Source organism: Leptolyngbya sp. FACHB-671 (genome assembly GCF_014695745.1).
GTDB lineage: Bacteria > Cyanobacteriota > Cyanobacteriia > Elainellales > Elainellaceae > JAAUTN01.
Genome location: NZ_JACJOV010000129.1, coordinates 40,502 through 61,007, shown reverse-complemented (window position 1 = coordinate 61,007; position 20,506 = coordinate 40,502). Strand labels below are relative to the sequence as shown.

General features: G+C 48.8%; 13 protein-coding genes. 3 read left to right on the top strand and 10 right to left on the bottom strand.

Translation table 11 applies throughout. The features are described 5' to 3' along the window. Positions 1-79: 79 nt before the first annotated feature. Positions 80-3,946: a cobaltochelatase subunit CobN gene (cobN, locus tag H6F93_RS19040; RefSeq protein ID WP_190683946.1), complete on the bottom strand. Its 3,867-nt coding sequence runs from the start codon at positions 3,944-3,946 to the stop codon at positions 80-82. A 210-nt stretch (positions 3,947-4,156) separates the two neighbouring features. On the opposite strand from cobN, the gene H6F93_RS19035 reads away from it, so the two are divergent. Then, positions 4,157-5,326, top strand: a complete 1,170-nt coding sequence (locus H6F93_RS19035) for a zinc-dependent alcohol dehydrogenase (protein WP_190683943.1) — start codon at positions 4,157-4,159, stop codon at positions 5,324-5,326. Between the two features lie 53 nt (positions 5,327-5,379). On the opposite strand, the gene H6F93_RS19030 is transcribed toward H6F93_RS19035, so the two are convergent. The 3 genes from H6F93_RS19030 to crtO all read right to left on the bottom strand — a co-directional run bounded on the left by H6F93_RS19030 (position 5,380) and on the right by crtO (position 9,478). Next, a complete protein-coding gene (locus H6F93_RS19030; RefSeq protein ID WP_190683940.1) occupies positions 5,380-6,306 on the bottom strand; it encodes a glycosyltransferase family 2 protein in 927 nt (308 codons plus the stop codon). A gap of 78 nt (positions 6,307-6,384) precedes the next feature. Continuing rightward, on the bottom strand, positions 6,385-7,188 hold the full coding sequence (locus H6F93_RS19025) for an iron-containing redox enzyme family protein (protein ID WP_206755748.1): 804 nt from the start codon (positions 7,186-7,188) through the stop codon (positions 6,385-6,387). 598 nt (positions 7,189-7,786) lie between these two features. Then, on the bottom strand, positions 7,787-9,478 hold the full coding sequence (gene crtO, locus H6F93_RS19020; protein ID WP_190683934.1) for a beta-carotene ketolase CrtO: 1,692 nt from the start codon (positions 9,476-9,478) through the stop codon (positions 7,787-7,789). 233 nt (positions 9,479-9,711) lie between these two features. Between crtO and H6F93_RS19015 the strand changes: the two genes are divergently transcribed. Together H6F93_RS19015 and H6F93_RS19010 are read left to right on the top strand one after the other, a co-directional pair. Continuing rightward, positions 9,712-10,194 (top strand): DUF2243 domain-containing protein, encoded by a 483-nt coding sequence (locus H6F93_RS19015; RefSeq protein WP_190683930.1) that lies wholly within the window; start codon positions 9,712-9,714, stop codon positions 10,192-10,194. A 169-nt stretch (positions 10,195-10,363) separates the two neighbouring features. Continuing rightward, positions 10,364-11,038, top strand: a complete 675-nt coding sequence (locus tag H6F93_RS19010; RefSeq protein WP_190683927.1) for a Fe2+-dependent dioxygenase — start codon at positions 10,364-10,366, stop codon at positions 11,036-11,038. Positions 11,039-11,373: 335 nt separating this feature from the next. Here H6F93_RS19010 and H6F93_RS19005 read toward each other — a convergent pair whose 3' ends face one another. The 6 genes from H6F93_RS19005 to H6F93_RS18980 all read right to left on the bottom strand — a co-directional run bounded on the left by H6F93_RS19005 (position 11,374) and on the right by H6F93_RS18980 (position 20,498). Continuing rightward, the gene (locus H6F93_RS19005) at positions 11,374-12,852 is read right to left on the bottom strand and encodes a di-heme oxidoreductase family protein (RefSeq protein WP_190683924.1); all 1,479 of its coding nucleotides are present in this window, start codon (positions 12,850-12,852) and stop codon (positions 11,374-11,376) included. Between the two features lie 206 nt (positions 12,853-13,058). After that, positions 13,059-14,696 (bottom strand): imelysin family protein, encoded by a 1,638-nt coding sequence (locus H6F93_RS35330; RefSeq protein ID WP_347277324.1) that lies wholly within the window; start codon positions 14,694-14,696, stop codon positions 13,059-13,061. Between the two features lie 369 nt (positions 14,697-15,065). Continuing rightward, positions 15,066-16,775, bottom strand: a complete 1,710-nt coding sequence (ureC, locus tag H6F93_RS18995) for an urease subunit alpha (protein ID WP_190683921.1) — start codon at positions 16,773-16,775, stop codon at positions 15,066-15,068. A gap of 223 nt (positions 16,776-16,998) precedes the next feature. After that, positions 16,999-18,489 carry a mannitol dehydrogenase family protein gene (locus H6F93_RS18990; RefSeq protein ID WP_190683918.1) on the bottom strand — a complete coding sequence of 497 codons (1,491 nt, stop codon included), beginning with the start codon at positions 18,487-18,489 and terminating at the stop codon, positions 16,999-17,001. Between the two features lie 39 nt (positions 18,490-18,528). Next, positions 18,529-19,635: an ABC transporter ATP-binding protein gene (locus H6F93_RS18985; RefSeq protein WP_190683915.1), complete on the bottom strand. Its 1,107-nt coding sequence runs from the start codon at positions 19,633-19,635 to the stop codon at positions 18,529-18,531. Between the two features lie 32 nt (positions 19,636-19,667). Beyond that, positions 19,668-20,498, bottom strand: a complete 831-nt coding sequence (locus H6F93_RS18980) for a carbohydrate ABC transporter permease (RefSeq protein ID WP_190683912.1) — start codon at positions 20,496-20,498, stop codon at positions 19,668-19,670. Positions 20,499-20,506: the final 8 nt, after the last annotated feature.

Genomic DNA, 20,506 nt, shown 5'->3' with positions numbered 1-20,506 from the left:
ACTGATGCTTAACTAAAGTTGCTCCACTTATGCAGATCTTGCTGAAGTTACTAGTGAAGTACTCTAAACTTGCAGGAAGCTAACGAAACTGGTTATCTGTATTGCTTTCAATTACTGCTTCAGCTTGAAGGGCGATCGCCTTCAATTCATCCAACGTTTTATTTGGAACGTTCTGCCATAGTCCTCGCTGATTCGCTTCCAGCAGTCGCTCTGCCATATCGCGTAAAGCCCAAGGGTTCTTTTGCTCAACGAACTGTTGAACTTCAGAATCAAACAGGTAAGCCTGAGCAATGCCCTGATACATGTGGTCTTCAACGCAGTGAGTGGTTGCATCGTAAGCAAACAGGTAGTCCACCGTTGCAGCCATCTCAAAAGCACCTTTGTAGCCGTGACGCATCACACCCGCAATCCATTTCGGATTCACCACACGAGAACGGTAAACTTTGGCAATTTCCTGCTGAAGTTTACGAATTTTCGGATTTTCGGGTAAGGAGTGATCGCCAAAATAAGTGGTGGGATTTGCGCCGGTCAGAGATCGCACCGCAGCAGTCAACCCACCCTGAAACTGGTAGTAATCATCGGAGTCGAGTAAATCATGTTCGCGGTTGTCCTGGTTGTGCAACACGACCTGAAGCTGTTGTAGTCGCTGTTTGAAGGCTTCTGGGTCGGTTCGGGCTTCTCCCTGTCCGGTGTAGGCGTAGCTGCTCCAGTTAATGTAGGCACGGGCAAGATCTTGGTCGTCTGTCCAGTTTTGCGATTCGATCAGTCCCTGTAGTCCGGCTCCATAGGCACCCGGTTTTGAGCCGAAGATGCGATAGTGCGATCGCCGTTCTGCTTGCTCCGGGGTCAATCCGGCTGTCTGCCAGGTTTCTACTTCTTGCTGTACCTGGGCTGCCAGTGGATTTTGCTCAGGAGGTTCATTGAGTGCTGCAACTGCTCTCACAGCCTGGTCAAACAGGTCGATTAAATTAGGAAAGGCATCGCGGAAGAAACCTGAGATCCGCAAAGTGACATCTACACGGGGACGACCCAAAACAGATAACGGCAAAACCTCAAAGTCTACGACTCGTCGGGCTGACCCATCCCAAACAGGCTGAACTCCTAACAGCGCCAGTGCTTCTGCCAGATCATCTCCCCCCGTTCGCATCGTGGAAGTTCCCCAAATTGATAACGCTAGTGTTTTGGGGTAATCACCATGTTCCTGAGTATACTGTTCGATCAGCGCTTCAGCCGCTTTGCGTCCCACATCCCAGGCGCTTTCGGTGGGAATGGCACGAATGTCTACGGAGTAAAAGTTGCGTCCGGTTGGGAGTACTTCAGGGCGACCACGAGTGGGTGCGCCAGAGGCTCCACTGGGAACATAACGCCCATCTAGTCCATGCAGGAAGTGAGTGATTTCTTGTTCGGTTTGTTGGAGGCTGGGGAGAAGGTGAGTGGCGATCCAGTGGAGGTCGGGAATATTGCTTAACGAAGCAGTGTTTTTGAGCGTGAAATCGAAGACTTCACGCTCAAAAACATCTTCAGATCGATCAAAGTCAGGAGTTAGAAGGGATTCAACCAGGCTAGCGGCGAGCTGCTCAAGCTGTTCGATTGCGTCACCAACAGTGCGATGCGTAGGGGATTGAGAGGATGAATTTTTTGAACACATCGCGTTCCAAAAAACAGTTCCTAAAGATGAGAGGGAATCAGCAGGGTTGGCGGTGAGGGGGTCAAAGTCGAGCTGCCAGTGTTGGGCGATCGCACGAGTCAACCCTAATCTGCCTTGTCCTGGGTGACGAGCGATCGCGACAACTAAATCTCGCAGTTGTCGCCCTTGAGGACATTTCCCAAAAATGTGTAGACCGTCACGAATTTGGGCTTCTTTGAGTTCACACAGATAGCCATCAGCACGCGTGATAAATTCTGAGATAAAGGTTTTTAGTTGGGACTGATCGATCGTTTCCAGGTTGTCACTTTGTACTCCCAAATCTTGATGTAGGTTTTCCTGAAGCACCAGTGCAGTGATGCGATCGCTAATGACTGACAAGCGAGTTGGGTCAAGGCTTTGCGCCTCATAATATTCATCAATCAAGCCTTCTAGCTGCTGCAAAGCTCCATAGAGTTCGGCACGGGTCATCGGTGGCGTGAGGTGATCGAGAATCACCGCTTGGGCACGACGTTTTGCCTGTGCCCCTTCACCCGGATCATTCACAATAAATGGATAAAGGTGAGGTAATGCACCTAATGCAACTTCGGGATAACAGGTTTTGGAGAGCGCAACTCCTTTGCCAGGAAGCCATTCCAGGTTGCCGTGCTTACCAATGTGGGCGATCGCCTGCGCTTTAAAGTGCGATCGCAGCCAGTGATAAAAAGCTAAATACTCATGAGTTGGCTCTAAATCGGGCGCGTGATAGTTCAATGATGGATCGAGGTCGTAGCCACGAGCAGGTTGAATGCCGATGAAGATGTTGCCAAGTTGAAGACCGGAGATGGGAAGGTGGGAAGGTGGGGTGTTCCAGCGATCGCCAATGCCCTGCTGAACGGCTTTGGGAAGGGTGGCGAAATACTTTTGATAGTCCTCTAAAGGAAGGCTTTGGTGAATTTGGCGGAGGTCTTGCCCTTCAGGGTCGTTAGTAATGCCTTGAGTAAGACGTTGAATTAGTTCGTCGCCTGATGCGGGAATGTTGTCAATAGAGTAACCTGCTTGTTCTAAAGCTTTGAGAATTTCGATGCAGCTTGCGGGAGTGTCTAACCCAACCCCGTTGGCAAGGCGACCGTCACGGGTGGGGTAGTTTGCCAAAATGAGTGCAATTCGGCGATCGCCTACTGGTGTTTGACGCAAATGTGCCCAGTTTGCGGCCAGGTCAGCGACAAACTGAATGCGATCGTCTACAGGTTTATAGCCCACCACATCAGTTTCTAAGGATGGGTTACGGACTTGAACAGTCTTAAAGGAAATGGCACGACTGATGATGCGTCCATCAACTTCGGGTAATGCCACATTCATCGCCACATCTCGTGGCGAGAGTCCTCTGGTCTGCGATCGCCACTTCTCTACCGTTCCACCACTGAGAATGACTTGAATTACAGGGACATCTAACTGTTTCCACAGGTCTACATTGGGCGTTTCACTATCTAGTCGAGCCAATGAAAAACTGGTGGCGTTGAGCAACACCTGAATTGGACACCCATCCTTAAGCTGAAAGTGAGTGAGTAAATCGGTTTGCACATCTGGATCGCGTAGGGAAGATACGAAGATAGGGACTGGTTCTAATTGTCGTTCGACTAATGCTTGACAGAGGGCATCAATCGGGGCAGTGTTGCCAGAAAGGTAGTGGGCTCGGTAGAAGAGAATGCCGATTTGGGGGTTGGGGGTTGGGGGTTGGGGCGATCTCGGAGAGATACTCGCAAGGGGTCGCCATTCATACAAACCTACACGCGGAATAGGTTGGGCGGGACGCAGATCGTAGTGCTGACCCAAACTGGTGTTTGCGATGAATTTGAAGGCGTTAATGGTGTTTTCGATGCCGCCTTCGATCAAGTAGCGCCAGAGTTGATTAACGGCAGTGAGTGGAACGGTGGAGTGGCTGATCAGGTCAGGGTCAGGGCGATCGTCTCCCGGTAAAACAAACAGAGCGGCTCCAGTTTCCTCTACTGTTTGTTTCACCACTTCCAACCCGTAAGACCAATAAGCTCTTCCTCCAAGTAAGCGCAGGACAATTACTTTTGCTTCTGTCAACACCTCCTCAGCATAAGTATCGATACTCAACTGTTGCTGAAGCTGTAGCAGATTGCTGACTCGCAACTCTGGAAAGCCAGATGGAAGTAGGGGCAATGCTTTTGCCAACGTTTGAATCTCTGTATCAGCCGCTGTTAAAAATACCAGCGGAGCCGGATTTTGTTCGATAAAAACAACACCCTCAGTTTCAGGATTCCATCCTCCCGGAGTTGCAGCAATACGATGCATAAATGAAAGTTACTTGTGTTACTTGGTGTTGATGAAAATGTAGGTTGGGTGAAGCGAATGCGCAAACCAACCTACGATGCTGGCTAAACAATGAGCGTTGCCCACTTTACCACAATACGGCAGGACTCTCCTTCCAAAGGAAGACGATAGCCTCAATCAGCACTTGTTACCTTGACAGGTATCAAAATCTAATTTATCTCCTGTGAGCTAATGAAAGCAGTATGCTGGCATGGTGCCAATGATGTTCGAGTTGAGACAGTTCCTGATCCTAAGATTCTCAACCCCCGTGATGCCATTCTGAAGGTAACAGCCACTACCATTTGTGGTTCTGATTTACATATTTACGATGGCTATATTCCCTCTATGCAAGCAGGAGATATCATCGGTCATGAGTTTATGGGGGAAGTAGTCGAGATTGGTTCAGAAGTCAGGAAGCTGAAAGTAGGCGATCGCGTCGTTGTCTCTTCAATCATTGGCTGCGGTCAGTGTCGCTATTGCCAGCATCAAAAGTGGTCGCTCTGTGACAACTCCAACCCCAATAGCTGGATGCAAGAACCGTTGTTTGGTTTTGGCACAGCGGGCATTTTTGGCTATTCTCACTTGTTTGGCGGTTATGCAGGCGCGCAGGCAGAATATGTGCGCGTTCCCTTTGCTGATCATGGCGCAATTCCCGTTCCTAAAGAACTTAGCGATGAACAGTTGTTGCCAATCTCCGATGCCTTCCCGACAGGTTTTATGGGAGCAGACTTGTGTAACATCCAGCCAGGAGATATCGTTGCCGTTTGGGGATGTGGACCAGTAGGCCTATTCACGATGCGTAGCGCTTACATGCTGGGAGCGGAAAGAGTGATTGCGATCGATCGCATCCCTGAGCGACTGAAAATGGCGCAAGAGTTTGGCAAAGCCGAAGTGATTAATTACGAAGAAGTAGACGCAGGGGAAGCACTCAAGGAAATGACGGGCGGTCGCGGTCCCGATGCCTGCGTCGATGCCGTCGGCATGGAAGCCCACGGTATGGGTTTAGAAGGATTCTATGACAAAGCCAAGCAGTCTGTGCGACTGGAAACCGATCGCCCCCACGTATTACGGCAGATGATTGTGTCCTGTGCTAAAGGTGGCACCCTGTCAATTATGGGAGTTTACGCAGGTTTCCTCGACAAGATGCCAATGGGTGCCGCGATGAACAAAGGATTAACCTTCCGGATGGGACAGATGTTTGGACAAAAGTATATTCCTATGCTGGTTGATCGCGTTCAGAAGGGAGAAATTGACCCTTCTGTTGTGTTTACTCACCACTTACCGCTAGAGGAAGCAAAGCAAGGCTACGAGATTTTCAAACATAAGAAAGATAACTGTATCAAAGTCCTGTTGAAACCATAACAACCTATAACATGTAAGAAAAATGCAGGTGAGCGATGCCACCTGCATTTTTCTTATCTTGCCCCTGCTATCCAGTCTCGCCCTGTGCCTTTAGCAATTACCTTGTCGCCAAAAGGATAACCTTTGTGAACCAGCCACCAGTAAACTGCCCAGTACACACTTAGCGATCGCTCCATCACCCAAAGTGGTGCAAAAAAACAGATGTTAATTGGGAAAAATGGCTCGGCTCCGCTGCGTCCTTTAAACGCAATTAGGATGGAGGCGATCGCCACTCCCAGTCCATACCCCAACGCTGCTTTTGTACCCCAAAGCCACGCTAGCAGAATGCCAGCAGGAATGAGTGCTAGAAATAGAGCCGTCTTAAATCGCATGACAAAATCTTCGTAAGCCTGACGGGGGCGTTGTTCCCACCATTTTTGCAGGGTTGGAGGAAGCTTTTGGATAAAGAAGTCTGTGGCGTAACCGATGCTTGCTCCTTTTACGGCAAAGTGACGTACCATTTCCTCGTTGTCAAACAGCACGTCTCCGTCATAGTGACCCACTCGCAGCATTGTACTGCGTCTGAAACCACAAGTTCCGGGATAGTCGCCGGTTGGTAAGATGCCTCGATTGAGCAACATTCGGGCTGCTTCTAGCCTTCCCCACCAGGGTAGCGGTTTGAAATAGTTTTGGGGACGCACCAGTTCATACTGCTCAAGCATGGCAACCATTCGAGCTACATTGTCGGGTGTGTAGCGAATGTCGTCGTCTCCGACAATGATGCGCTCACAGTCCGTCAGCGCAACCCCAGTGTGGATTCCATTCACCTTTCCATTCAGGTAAGGGTATTGCGGATCGACCGTAACATGGCGACATAACTTACCCCATACCCGCTCATTTTCTGCAAAAACATCGGGAGGTGAACCATCAACAACTAATACTTCGCAACCCGCCTCAGCTAACATTTGAAAGTAGTTAGCAAAGTCCGCTAACTCCACCATTGATACGCTTACTCTGCGAATTGGCAGGAGGTAAGTGCAACAGGGAATCATATTGGTACTCCTGGCTAATTGATACTCCTAATTTTTTGCTCCAGAGGATTTCGCGATCGCCCGTTCCGCTCGTTCTGCGGCTCTCACCGAAGAGGCGATCGCTGCCACCGCTCGTCTACTCATTGCTCGCTGCTGGTCATATCCTAAAACTAGTTCCCAAGCCTGTTGAGGACATTGGTTTGCCACAGGTAGGACAACCTTATCCAACATTTGGTAACCATCTTCTGTATGAAGCCGTGTATGTAAATCCCAATAGTTAATTACAACCGATGGGAGCTTGAGACGCTGGGCAGCTACTTGATAGTGAGTAAATGCTGCTGGCACCGCAACCTCCAGATAGAGCAATCCCCCTACATACTGGAGCAGATAATTTTTTTCTCGGGTCAGCAGAAAGGCTTGATTGTGCAGAGCAAACACTTCCCACGGAACCACATCAAAATAGGTTTCTGGTTCTGTATTCATGCCAAGGGCGGCAAGCATCTTGTTAAAATAAGTAGAATATTGACGGTTTAAAGGGGCAAGGTAATTTTCCTGAAGAAATAACCTTGTGAATTCGCTTGGTATAGAGTGATCTTTACTGGTTGCGTTTAGAGTACGACAAAGATGACTGACTGCGGCCAATCCGTCTATAGAGGCGATCGCCAGCAAGCGTTGATAGCCAGCCTGAGTCATTTGAGTGCGAAAGAAACGATCATTTTCAGCCGAAATAGAATTTGAATCCGCTACAATTCGCTCATTTAGTGTTTTTTCAACACTCACTTTTTTTAATGCATCAAGCTCAAACTGAGCTAATTCCCACCGTTGCCAAACCTTTTCAATCTGGTTCCGCAAACTGTGTAAGTAAGTGCTGCATTCGTGCGTAAGAAACTGTGAATGATCAGCGTTAAGACGACTAAGCTGAACGTTGATCTGATACAGAATTCTCTGTAAAAATCGATGAGCAAGGTGCGAACCTGGTGTTTTTCTATCTGCTCCTGACAATACAGAAGCAAATGCTTTTAGTATTGCTTCAGACACCGTATTTTGAAAAAACTCTACCTGTGAAGATAGAGATAGAACTTGATTAGAATTCTGCTTAAATAGACTGTCTAGGTACTTTTCAGCTTGTGCATAGTTTGCAATATCTAACTGATTGCTGCGAGAATATCCTATTTTGGGAGCCTTAAGAGCGGAAACCATAATATTTTGCGGCCTTGCAAACATTCCCTTGAGCATCCAGACGAGTGAAGTAACAGGATAGAGAGTGTCTACACGTATGTTGATTACCCTTACACTGTACAGGTCACCTTTTTGTTTAATCTAGATCCAAAGGTGGTGTCTTACGCCTAACTATGTTAAGTATGCTTGTGTTCCCGCTCACAAGCCATCTCGAAACACTTTACTCTTATCACCTCAAAAGTCTCTAAGGAAAAGGGCTTCAAGCAAAATTTTAGGGCAGGTTAAAGACTGATTTTGCCGTCAATTTTAGAGAAGTTCCAGCATTAGCTAGCGTTTTGGTTATCGATCGCTGATGTTGTAAAAATACCTTAGCACAGTTGCGGCCTGGCATTCCTGAAACAGAGCCGCCCGGATGAGTTCCAGCACCCGTCAGAAACAAGCCTGAAATTGGTGTGGTGTAATTAGCCAGTTCTGGCAACGGACGGAAAAACATCATTTGATCGAAAGTCATATCCAAATGATAGTAGTTGCCCTTCAGCATTCCTAGCCGTTCTTCTAGGTCTGGTGGACTTTCAATGTGGCGCGCAATGATACTGCTCTTAACATTGGGAGCATATTCTGCTAGCTTGTCAAGGACGCGATCGGCAACCTGGTTTTTTAGCTCTTCTGTCCAGCCCGTACCTTTTATTCCCGTACCTGCCGCTCCAGCAATTTCGTAGGGCACAAAGTATTCAATCCACAACGTGTGTTTACCGGGAGGAGCCATTGAGGGGTCAAGCATGGTTGGCACCACCACATACATCGAAGGATCTTCGAGCGGAATCTTACCGACATTTGGATCAGTGTGAGCAACTTCTACCTGATTAACTGAATCTGCAATTAAAACAGATCCAATCAAGTACTCATCCTGGTGATTGTGATGTTCAAAGCGAGGCGCTTCTGATAAAGCACAGTCAATTTTGAGAATGGCTTCATTGTGGTTGACAATACGACGAGAGAGGCGATCGCCCAACTGGGCATCAGCAGCTTTGACATCCGCCTCATCCATTAAATGTAAAAAGGTACGTTTTGCATCCAGACTAGAAATAACACCTTGCTTTGCCCGGTATTCCTGCCCGTTGGCAAGCTGCACCCCTACGGCTCGACCATCATCTACCAGAATTCGCTTAACCTGCTGGTCGGTCAAAATCGTACCGCCCAAGCTTTGCACCAGTCGAATCAACGCCTCTGTTAATGCCCCAGTTCCACCTCTAGGTCGTGCCATGCCAGGGTCATGCCGCAACGACATCATGATTGAGCCGATAGCCATGTTCTTTTGAGAAGGAGGAGTGCTGAGTTCAGCCGCTAGTCGAGCCAGAGGAGCTTTGAGGAACTCTGAATCAAAGTACTCATCAATCACATCCATTGGACTGGTGAACATGGTACGGACCAAATCCAACGTTTTGTTTGGTGAACCAACCAGCGAGAATACATCCTTAATCTTGCCGATGTCGTAGTTACTCAGAATGTCAACAATGGATTTGGGAGGTGCATTAAAAACAGGAGTCAACATCCCAATTACACGTTGCCAAAAGTCAGTAAATTCAGCATACTTCTGAGCATCACGAGCGCTATACCGTGCAATTTCAGCGCATGTTTTTTCGACTGAGCGGTGAGCCAGAAAGTATTTGCCGTCTGGATGCGGACAAAAAACAACCGGATCGCAGAACAGATACTCTAACCCGTATCGATGCAGCTCTAATTCTTGAACAACGGGGCCAAGATGGATAAAGATATGGTCGATCGCACAAGGATTAAACCGAAAACCAGGAGCGTCTTCTGGCAGTAGCTCTTCTGTGGTTGCTCCTCCGCCCGGAAACTCTCGTTTTTCCAGCAACAGTACTCGATAACCTGCCTTTAATAAGTAGGCAGCACAAATTAAACCGTTGTGACCTGCCCCAATGACAACAACATCAAATTCCATCTAAACCGTTTCCCCAACCTACTAACCGACGATGTCACTTTAATCGTGATTCCAAACGTAGGTTGTTGGAGCAATGCTGGACCTCTGACTGAAGAGGGAAGTTTGCAATTAGTAATAACTTTATGAGAATCTTGAAATCTACGTCTTTGGAGAGTTGGTCAAATTCAACTTGCCTGTCGGAATGAAACTAAGCACCTTTGAAACTTGTGTTGAACGTAGACCAAGGAAAGCCAGTGGAGAAGAATCTTACCCATCGCCCCATCATTTTGGCGGGAATAGTCCTGGGTATTGGGCAAGCAGGATTTTTTGACGGCATTGTGTTGCATCAACTGCTGCAATGGCATCACATGTTTAGCAGTGTTGCCACCGATACAACCGTTTCGGGATTAGAGTTAAACACGCTTGGAGATGGGCTGTTTCATCTGGCAGATTGGCTGATAACACTGACAGGAATTTTTTTGCTTTGGCGGGCAGGCAGGCAGGGCAATGTAATTTTTTCTACGCAAACTTTTCTCGGTGCTTTTGTGCTGGGTTTTGGACTATTTAACGTAGTTGAAGGCATCCTCGACCATCAAGTTTTAGGAATCCATCATGTTAAGTCAGGTCCCCATGAGTTGGCTTGGGATATAGGCTTTCTAATCGTTAACGCTGTAATTTTGGCGATCGGTTGGTTGACTTTGCAAGCTGGCAAGCAGAATGCAGAAGCGACTGATTGACTGACAAATCTTCTGATGTAGGTTGGGTGCAGCAGAGCGGAACCCAACTCCTGCTTTAAAGCATGGTTAAAACAGTGGATTAAGCGTAGGTGGGCGAAGCAAAGATTGCTAGCAAATCGCCAGTATCAAGATACGCTAGAGGGAGTATTCTCAATTGATCTAACGTTGCATGATTGTATGCATTGGCGATGTCTTAACGCCTGATGAACTAAGCAAAATTACGACAATGGTTGAAGTGGCTGAGTTTGTCGATGGCAAAACAACAGCAGGTTGGCACGCCAGCCTGGTCAAGCACAACACTCAACTTCCCAAAGATGCACCAGAACTAGATAATATTCGCAAGCTGATTAGCGCAGCATTGCAGCGCAATCGGTTATTTCAAATGGCGGTACGTCCAAAGCGGATTCATCCAATGCTGATTAGCCGCTACCAAACTGGAATGGCTTATGGGGTTCACACTGACGATGCATTAATGAATTCTCAACAGCAGTTAATGCGATCGGATGTCTCCTTTACGCTGTTTCTTAACTCACCAGAAGAGTATCAGGGGGGTGAACTGGTAATTGACAGTACTCAAGGCGAACAACCCTACAAACTAGAGGCAGGTGCCATGATCGTTTATCCATCTTCTACACTGCATTGGGTTGAAACGGTCACGAGTGGAGTACGTTTGGCGGCAGTCAGTTGGGTGCAAAGCTTGATTCGTGACCCGCAGGAGCGAGAAATCTTGTTTGACCTGGATACGGCACGGCAGGCATTGTTCAAGCAACAGGGAAAAACGAGAGAGTTTGATTTGCTCTCTAAAACTCATGCGAATTTACTGAGAAAGTGGGTTGAGGTGTGACCTTTAGCTGAGCCATGTAGGTTAGGACAAAGAAGGATAGGGTAAAGTCCTATTCCTTTTTCGCCCGCTCTTACAGCTATGTTTGGATGAGTAGAACATAGTGTAGTAGCGCGGCAAGTCTAAGCGTTGGGTTCCGCTCTGCTCCACCCAACCTACGGTTCTACGTCTGTGTTCTGTAGGTTGGGTGAAGCGCAGCGAAACCCAACTTCTTAAGCGTAATGCTATACCAATTTAAACAGCTCTTGTGACACATCAATTTCTGTAAGGGCACACCGCAGTGTGCTCCTACCCACGTCTGCAACATCCTCAGATTAAATTGGTATTAGGAACGTGGACTAAAGCGATCGCAAAAACTGAATCAAAGCAGCACGATCTTCTGCTGACAGGGTGCGAAAATACTCTCTTGCGGTAGCGGCTTCGCCCCCGTGCCAAAGAATAGCTTCTTCTAGGGTACGGGCACGACCATCATGTAGATAACCCGAATAGGGTAATACAGTTTGCGTCAGTCCAACGCCCCATAAGGGTGGTGTTCGCCACTCATTTCCGTCGGCAAGAAAGTCGGGACGACCATCTGCTAACTCGCTTCCCATATCGTGTAACAACAGGTCGGTGTAGGCATGAATGGTTTGGTTCGCCAAAGCTGAAATTTCGTGTTCGCCTGTGTGTAGCTCAGCCACATGGCAGGAAGCACAGTTCGCAGCAAACAACCGTTCTCCTTGCTGCACCTGTGGACTGTCTAACAGCGTACGAGCAGGAACCGCGATTGTTTGCACGTAGACCGCAGCCGCTTCGAGGATGTCTTGGTTAATATCCTGGGTGTTATCTGTGTCTGGAAACAGGGGATTGGTAACCCCCATGTCATTAACGTAGGCGGATGCGGACTGCTGTAGCAAGGTGGGTGTGTTTGCTTTCCAGCCAAATCGCCCCAATGCCTCGGCTTGCTGAACTACATCCCACACTCGATTTGGGCGACCAGAGATGCCGTCGCGATCGCCATCTTCAGGGTCTGCTAACCCTAAAATTTCAGATTCTGGAACCGCCTCTAGTAGCCCCGCCCCAAAGACAGGTTGAGGAATCCGGTTGGAAATAGCGACCCCTTCTGGAAAAGGTGTGCCATCCCAGAGGGACAGTTGTATTTGGGGCGATCGCAATGAGTAAGCGGTGCCATCTCCATAAGTTCCCTGTTGCTCTTGCCAGTCCAACTGCACCACCGCTTCTGGTTCATATCCATACACGCCTTGTTCCTGCACCTGAGTACCAATTCCCAGGACGGGTAATATATTTTCTCCTGGTACTTCGGTTTCCAAGGCATGGAAGGAGCCGGATTCAGGGGAAGCGCCAGAATCCTCGGCTGGCTTTTCAACGGTTAGCTGGCTAAGGCGCACGACTCGCTGCCCTTTTTCTGGCATTCCTCGCCCATTTTTGATGTGGCATCCCGCACAGGATGTGCCGTTGAATAGGGGACCCAAACCCGGATTGACATTGGCGGGTGCTGTCACAAACGCCGCTTCAAAAGCCAGATCCCCCACAGCATGGCGGTCAAGCCAATAGGCATCCAGGTTGGGAGCAGGTTGTTCAAAGGCACGAGAAGTGCGATTTTGGATGGTTGTTTCCCCTCCTGCCAAGGGGGGTGATATTTGGGACTGTGCTGGCAGGTGGAGCAGCGTAGAGAGGAAGATCCCGGCGATCGCAGCCACGAATCCCAGAACGAGATGGCGGTGAGGAAAGATAATAGGGCGTACAGAGAAACTGAATCTCTGCTTGAAGTGGTGAGATGGCTCTCTGTTATTCCCCTGAATCAATTGTCTTACCATTGCTTCCCTATTTCCTCTCCTCTCATTTCTTACCGTGTAAACACATTACTTGTGATTAACCTCAAGCCTCTCATTTCGCCCCTAACTCCGCATTCTGAAGGACTTTTGAACCGCGTCCATAAAGGATTTAAAGTGGCTCCAAGTACCTCAGAATGGGGATCTAAGGGGGCTGAAAGGACTTATGTTTACACCCTATTCTCTATTTATCACTGTTGCACCAGAGGTAAAACACGCTGTTCAAACGTTTCAAACAGTTCGATGACGCTGGTTTGAGCGGCTTCAATTTGTGGTCGGGCGCTGCGATCGCACAGGGTTTGCTCGATTGGTGCAGGAATTTCTGCTAATGCGGTTGATGCGGTTTCCATCTGCTGACGAATTTGGGCATCCAGGCTAGGATCAACTGCTACAACAAAATCGCTGAGGCTGCGACCATCCGTACCCGCTGCGGGAAATTCTCCTAGGTAAGCATTTTTGGCACTGAGCAAATTATTCTGAAAATCTTGCAGAGAGCTTTGGGCAAAGCGTCCCTCCAGCAGGAAGGGGTTTTGGGCTTCTAGCGCTTCGCCAATTTTGACGTTACCCAGTTCGTCCAAAATACCCATGATGCCTTGAACGATTTCTTCCCCAGCTGCCTGCACGGTGGGGTAAGCGCTGCTGCTTTCACCCGCGTTGACAAACTCACTACGATAAGCAGGATATCCGTCTACGCCTTCTGTCCAACTGCTCAACAGATCATTGGCGGTCTGGTCGAAAACGGGAGCGATCGCCCCCAAATACTCCAGTTCGCGAGGAGTAAATGCCTGCAAAGACTTATCACTTTCCGTGCCAAATAGCAAAAATCCGATGGCATGGAAGCCCTTCTGACTAGTTTGCAAACTGTCAACGTATTCTGGCGTGAGTGTATCTGAGCTATTGAGAACAGCTTGCACATCTGCCTCGTTCAGCGGCCAGTCATCCAACTCTGCATCTAGTCCCAGGGATGCGGCTGGGCCAAAGGCAAATGCTTCACTTTGCTCCCAAGGGGCGCGGGTCGCCAACCATGCTTGACGAGCAGCTTCTAGCGTTGTCTCATCAGGATTGCTGACAAATGCATCAATTGCGGTGGCTAAGTTACCCGAACGCTCTGTCAAAAGCTGGTAGTTGGGGATGATCAGTTGGTCAACAAAATCTGTAATGATTTGGCGATCGCGAAATTGTCTTGCAGGCGGTAAAAATATCCTTGTTATACCCGTTGGTGCACCAGTAGCGCTGCTGCCTTCGCCGCCTTCACCGCCTTCGCCACCCTCACCGCCTTCGGATTGTCCAGTAGGCACAGCGGCTTCACCGCCTTCACCGCCTTCACCACCTTCGGTTTGTCCAGTGGGTGCAGCAGCTTCGCCACCTTCACCACCCTCACCGCCTTCACCACCTTCGGTTTGTCCAGTGGGTGCAGCAGCTTCGCCACCTTCACCACCTTCGGCTTGTCCAGTAGGTACAGCAGCTTCGCCACCTTCACCGCCCTCACCGCCTTCGGATTGTCCGGTAGGTGCAGCGGCTTCACCACCTTCGCCACCTTCACCGCCTTCGGCTTGTCCAGTGGGTGCAGCAGCTTCGCCACCTTCACCACCTTCACCGCCCTCGTCACCTTGGACTTGCTCAGTTGGTGCGGGTTCTTCACCGCCTTCACCGCCCCCTTCAACGGCTACAGCGGCGCAAGTATTGCTCTGGCTGATTAGCACAGGTGTTTCGCTCAGACCCTCTGAAACTTCAGCATTGGCAGGATCTGCAATGGTAAAGGCGATCGCCCCTGCATGAGCCAGGGCATAGGTACCAATTCCTGTCCAAATTTTTAGCCGTTTCCCCACAGTTTTCTCCTTGCTTTTTTGGAATAAAAATGCATTAATTCCCCAGCTTTTTACCTGGGACGTGTCATAAGCATGAAGTATTGTACCCCTAATTATTGAGATTTCTTCCCAATAAGAAATTAAATTCTCGCGCCAGTTCAGAAGTCTAGTCACTTAAGCTAGAGCAACAGAAGTGAGAGATGCTTCAGAATCTAATCCTAAATCCGTCTCTGGAATAGCAGTAAATACTGTGTAAGCTCTATGAGCGGTTACTTGAGCGGAATACGAAATGTGGCATACAGCAGCAGTGAGGTGTATCGCCGCTATATGCCACGCAATTGAGAATCTCTATATTTAGGATGTAGGGTATCAGAACTCTAAAACAATTTCCTAAAACAGAAAATATCGCTGAGCCATTGGTAAAACAGTAGCGGGTTCACAGGTGAGCAACTCCCCATCAGCTCGAACTTCGTAAGTTTCGGGATCGACTTCCATCTGCGGTAGCGCATCGTTCAGTTTCATATCGCGCTTGGTAAGTTTGCGAATCCCGGAAACAGGAAGGGTGGCTTTTTGTAGCTTCAGGCGTTTGGGAATATCGTTGTCTAAACCCGCTTGAGAAATAAAGGTGAAAGAGGTAGTGGCGATCGCCCCACCAAAACTACCAAACATTGGTCGCATGTGAACAGGCTGTGGCGTAGGAATGCTGGCATTGGCATCGCCCATTTGTGCCCAAGCAATCAAACCTCCTTTGATCACCATCTCTGGTTTTACCCCAAAGAACGCCGGTCGCCACAGACACAAATCGGCGATTTTCCCTTCCTCAACGGAGCCAACATATTCAGCAATGCCATGAGTAATCGCAGGATTGATCGTGTATTTCGCCACGTAGCGCTTGGCACGGAAATTATCGTTGCGATCGGAGTCCTCAGCTAATGCACCTCGCTGCACTTTCATCTTGTGAGCCGTTTGCCAGGTGCGGATCACCACTTCTCCGATCCGCCCCATCGCCTGCGAGTCAGAAGAAATCATGCTGAAAGCACCCAAGTCGTGCAAGATGTCTTCAGCCGCGATCGTTTCTCGTCGAATCCGTGACTCAGCAAACGCCACATCTTCTGGAATGCCGCGATCGAGGTGGTGGCAAACCATCAGCATGTCCAGATGTTCCTCTAAGGTATTGAGGGTATAAGGACGGGTCGGATTGGTGGAAGAGGGCAAAACATTTAACTCACCACAAACCTTAATGATATCTGGAGCATGTCCACCGCCTGCTCCTTCCGTATGGTAGGTGTGGATACAGCGATTTTTGAACGCAGCAACGGTATTTTCGACAAATCCAGACTCATTTAAAGTATCGGTGTGAATTGCGACCTGAATGTCATAGTCATCGGCAACGCTGAGACAGGTGTCGATTGTCGCGGGAGTGGTTCCCCAGTCTTCATGCAGCTTCAAGCCGATTGTGCCAGCGAGTACTTGCTCGGTTAATCCCTTGGGCTGAGAACTGTTGCCTTTGCCAAGCAGTCCAATGTTGACCGGGAACGCGTCGGCAGCTTGCATCATTCGATAAATGTTCCAGGGTCCAGGTGTGCAAGTTGTGGCCGCGCTGCCTGCGGCGGGTCCGGTGCCGCCACCGATCAAGGTTGTTACGCCAGAAGCGATCGCCACCTCAACTTGCTGGGGACAAATCATGTGAATGTGAGAATCGATTCCACCCGCAGTGAGAATTAACCCTTCTCCGGCGATCGCCTCTGTTCCAGGGCCAATGATGATATCGATATTGTCTTGGATGTAAGGATTTCCAGCTTTACCAATTTTGAAAATCCTGCCGTCTTTAATCCCGATGTCTGCTTTGACAATGCCCCACCAATCCAGGATTAGCGCATTTGTAATGACCGCATCTACCGCTCCATCTGTATTGGAAATGGGGGACTGCCCCATGCCATCCCGAATCACTTTACCGCCGCCAAACTTGACCTCATCACCATAGGTGGTGCGATCTTCTTCCACCTCAATGATTAACTCGGTATCCGCTAGACGGATGCGATCGCCAACGGTCGGGCCATAGGTTTCAGCGTAGGCACGGCGATCCATGCGGTAACTCATCGGGGCACTCCTTCACAGCACAACAAGAATGGCAACTCGCCCCAAGTACTATAGAGCAAGTCTGACTAGATATATAGTCAAACAGCCTACAGCAAATTGGGATACATCGCGTTGCTTGGTTGAGCGATCTTTGTCAGAAGACTTAGAGTTATCAGGCAGACGTAGGTTGGGTTTCGCTTTGCTTCACCCAACCTACAAATTTAGGTTAGACGTACTACTACAGTTAATGCTGCATGAGTTGAGCGAGGGTTTCTTTGACTCCAAGCTGATCAAAATTTTGTAAGTGTTTTGCAACCGTTTTGACGAAGTGAGACGACTGGGATAAGTCTCCAAAAATTTCAGTGAGTTCAAACAAAGAGTGAGGATCAGAGCCACCCGTGTTAGCCCGCTGGGTCAACACATCTGCCATTGCATCGTCAATGGGAATGGGGTTGCCCTGCTCATCCTGTCCTTTGAGATAGCGAAACCAGGCGGCGATCGCCAAACTCATGTATTCAACTGCTCCATTCTGGTTCAATGCATCTCGCACCGAACCTAAGAGAAACTTGGGAATCTTGGCGGAACTGTAGAGACACAAACGCGGTAGTTGGTCACGAATTTTTGGGTTGGCAAACCGCTCAATCAAAGTTTTCTTATAATCATCCAGGTCGATGCCAGGAACTGGCTGCAGGGTAGGCGTGACCTCGTTCATCAGGCGATCGACTGCTTGCCGAATCAGTGGATCAGCCATTACGTCATGCACATAGGTGTAACCGACCAATGTGCCGAGACAACCAATCAGCAGATGACTGGCATTCAACAGGCGAATTTTCATCATCTCGTAGGGATGAACATCGTCGGTCATTTGAACGCCAACGCTTTCCCAGTCAGGTCTTCCGGCACAAAAATTATCTTCAATTACCCACTGTAAAAACGGCTCCGCAACCACTGGAAACCCGTCTTCAATGCCAAACTGAGTTCTCACCATTTCAACGTCGGCAGGAGTCGTTGCAGGTGTAATGCGATCGACCATGTTGTTTGGAAAGGTGACATTCTCAGCAATCCAATGAGCTAATTCTGGGTCTTGCAACTGGGCAAAGGCAATCAGCATTTTTCGAGCAATCTTGCCGTTTCCCTGCAAGTTATCACAGGACAATACGGTGAATGGCTTGTATCCTGCTTGCAAACGTTGACTGAGGGCAGCGGTCAGAAAACCAAACACCCCAATAGGCTCATTCGGATACTGTACATCGTGCTGAATGGTGGGATGATTGACATCCAGTTCGCCCGTGCCTTCAATGTAGTAATATCCTGCTTCGGTAATGGTGAGTGAGACAATTCGGCATTTTGGATCAACCATTGCGTTAATCACGGCTTGCCGATCGTCTGGAGCAAACAGGTATTTTGTAATTGCACCAATGACGCGGGCGCGATCGCTCTCTGGTGATCGCTCCACCAATGTGTACAAGCAGTTCTGAGACTGAAGCGCATCCCGCATTTTCTTGTCATATTCCAGCAAGCCAATCCCACAAACTCCCCAGTGGCGATCGCTCGTTTGATGTAGATAGTTATCGAGATATAGCGCCTGATGAGCGCGATGGAATCCACCGACCCCAATGTGAACAATGCCATTTGTGACCTGATGGCGATCGTATTTAGGAATTTGAACGGTATCGGGTAAATGGGAGAGAGATTGCTCATTCAGCTTTGTTACTGCTGTGCGATGAGTATTCATATCGTTTACTTACACAGTTTTTCTATTTACGCAGTTTATTCAAACAGTGAGAGGACGTAGTTCGGCTCTAGGAATAGTCATTCCCTGAGGGTCAAATAAATGGCAGCGATCGCCATTCAGATAAATCGGCACCTGATCGTGGAGTTGCACCGGAGTGTCTCCATCTGTTTTCACGACCATCGTGTCGCCACCGGGTAAGTTGACGTATGCAAAAGTTTCTCCTCCTAGCCGCTCAACCACTTTGACTTCTCCGTGAATGGTGGCATTGGTGCGATCAAACCGCAAATGTTCAGGACGAATGCCAAGCGTGGGGCGATCGCCCACGGCTAGATTTCTGGGCTGTACGGGAATAGAAATCGTTTCGCCACCCGGCAGTTTGACCGTTGTTGCAGAACTGTTAACGTCTGTGACGGTTACCGTCAAGAAGTTCATGCGGGGTGAACCGATAAACCCGGCTACAAACAAGTTATGAGGATGGTGATACAGGTCTAAGGGTGAACCTACCTGCTCGATCACGCCACCCTGCAACACCACAATTTTGTCTGCCAGAGTCATTGCTTCTACCTGATCGTGAGTTACGTAGATCATGGTCGATTTCAAGGTATCGTGCAGGCTAGCCAGCTCAATTCGCATCTGTACCCGTAATGCCGCATCCAGGTTTGACAAGGGTTCATCAAACAAAAATACCTTTGGATTTCGCACCAGTGCCCGACCGATCGCCACCCGTTGTCGCTGTCCTCCAGACAATGCTCTGGGCTTGCGATTGAGCAAGGGTTCTAACTGCAAAATCCGGGCAACGTCCTGTGCCCGTTCATGCCGTCTTGCTTTGGGCACACCCGCCAAGCGCAGGCTAAATGCCATATTCTCAGCAACGGTCATGTGTGGATACAGCGCATAGGTTTGAAACACCATTGCCAATCCCCGCTTATCGGGCGGCACATCATTCATGCGATCGCTATCAATCAGCAAGTCACCAGACGTAATTTCCTCTAATCCAGCAATCATGCGGAGCAGGGTTGATTTGCCGCATCCAGAGGGACCTACAAACACCACAAACTCACCATCGTTGATATCGAGATCAACTCCTTTGATTACATCAGCGTCGGTATACCGCTTGCGAATATCTCGTAACGTAACGGTTGACATAGAAGACTCCTATTGATGCATTTAACCAGAATCTATTTCACAGCCCCAAAAGTCAGACCCCGAACAAGCTGCCGTTGGCTGAGCCAGCCAAAAATTAGGATGGGAGCGATCGCCAGCGTAGAGGCAGCAGACAACTGTGCCCAAAACAAGCCCTGAGGACTGGAGAAGGACGCGATAAAAGTGGTTAATGGAGCAGCATTAGTGGTGGTTAAATTCAAGCTCCAAAAAGCCTCATTCCAAGACAGAATGATGGCAAGTAGTGCAGTCGAGGCAATACCCGGTAACGACAGCGGCATCAACACATGAAACACTTCTTGCTTAGGGGATGCACCATCCATCCGTCCCGCTTCGAGAATATCTTTGGGAACGTCTTTAAAGAAGGTGTAAATCATCCAGACCACGATTGGTAAGTTGATCAAGGTGTAAATAATGGTTAATCCAATTCGTGTGTCAAGCAAATTGGAGTCCCGAAATAACAAGTAGATCGGAACCAATACCCCCACAGGCGGCAGCATTTTTGTGGAGAGCATCCACAGCAATGTGCCTTTGGTGCGTTTCGTGGGAAAGAACGCCATTGCGTAAGCAGCAGGAATCGCTAGGATAAGCGCCAACAGCGTAGAGCCAACGGATATGACAATACTGTTCATGGCAAATGAGAAATAATCTGCCCGTTCCTGAATCGTGACGTAATTCTCAAAGGTCGGTCGAAAAAAGAGTTTGGGAGGAAGAGCGATCGCTTCAACTTCAGTTTTGAAGCTGGTGAGAACCATCCAGAAAATCGGAAAGAACAAAAGTGCGGCGGCTAGCCAGCCCAGAACAGTTACAAATAGGTAACGATAGCGTTTTGAGGATGCGGATGACATGAGTTGAG

Coding starts and splice junctions, on each gene's coding strand:
- crtO (WP_190683934.1), bottom strand. CDS start 9,478: ATGGAATTTGATGTTGTTGTCATTGGGGCAGGTCACAACGGTTTAATT.
- H6F93_RS18985 (WP_190683915.1), bottom strand. CDS start 19,635: ATGTCAACCGTTACGTTACGAGATATTCGCAAGCGGTATACCGACGCT.
- H6F93_RS19035 (WP_190683943.1), top strand. CDS start 4,157: ATGAAAGCAGTATGCTGGCATGGTGCCAATGATGTTCGAGTTGAGACA.
- cobN (WP_190683946.1), bottom strand. CDS start 3,946: ATGCATCGTATTGCTGCAACTCCGGGAGGATGGAATCCTGAAACTGAG.
- H6F93_RS19005 (WP_190683924.1), bottom strand. CDS start 12,852: ATGGTAAGACAATTGATTCAGGGGAATAACAGAGAGCCATCTCACCAC.
- ureC (WP_190683921.1), bottom strand. CDS start 16,775: ATGAGTTACCGCATGGATCGCCGTGCCTACGCTGAAACCTATGGCCCG.
- H6F93_RS19030 (WP_190683940.1), bottom strand. CDS start 6,306: ATGGTGGAGTTAGCGGACTTTGCTAACTACTTTCAAATGTTAGCTGAG.
- H6F93_RS18990 (WP_190683918.1), bottom strand. CDS start 18,489: ATGAATACTCATCGCACAGCAGTAACAAAGCTGAATGAGCAATCTCTC.
- H6F93_RS18980 (WP_190683912.1), bottom strand. CDS start 20,498: ATGTCATCCGCATCCTCAAAACGCTATCGTTACCTATTTGTAACTGTT.
- H6F93_RS19010 (WP_190683927.1), top strand. CDS start 10,364: ATGATTGTATGCATTGGCGATGTCTTAACGCCTGATGAACTAAGCAAA.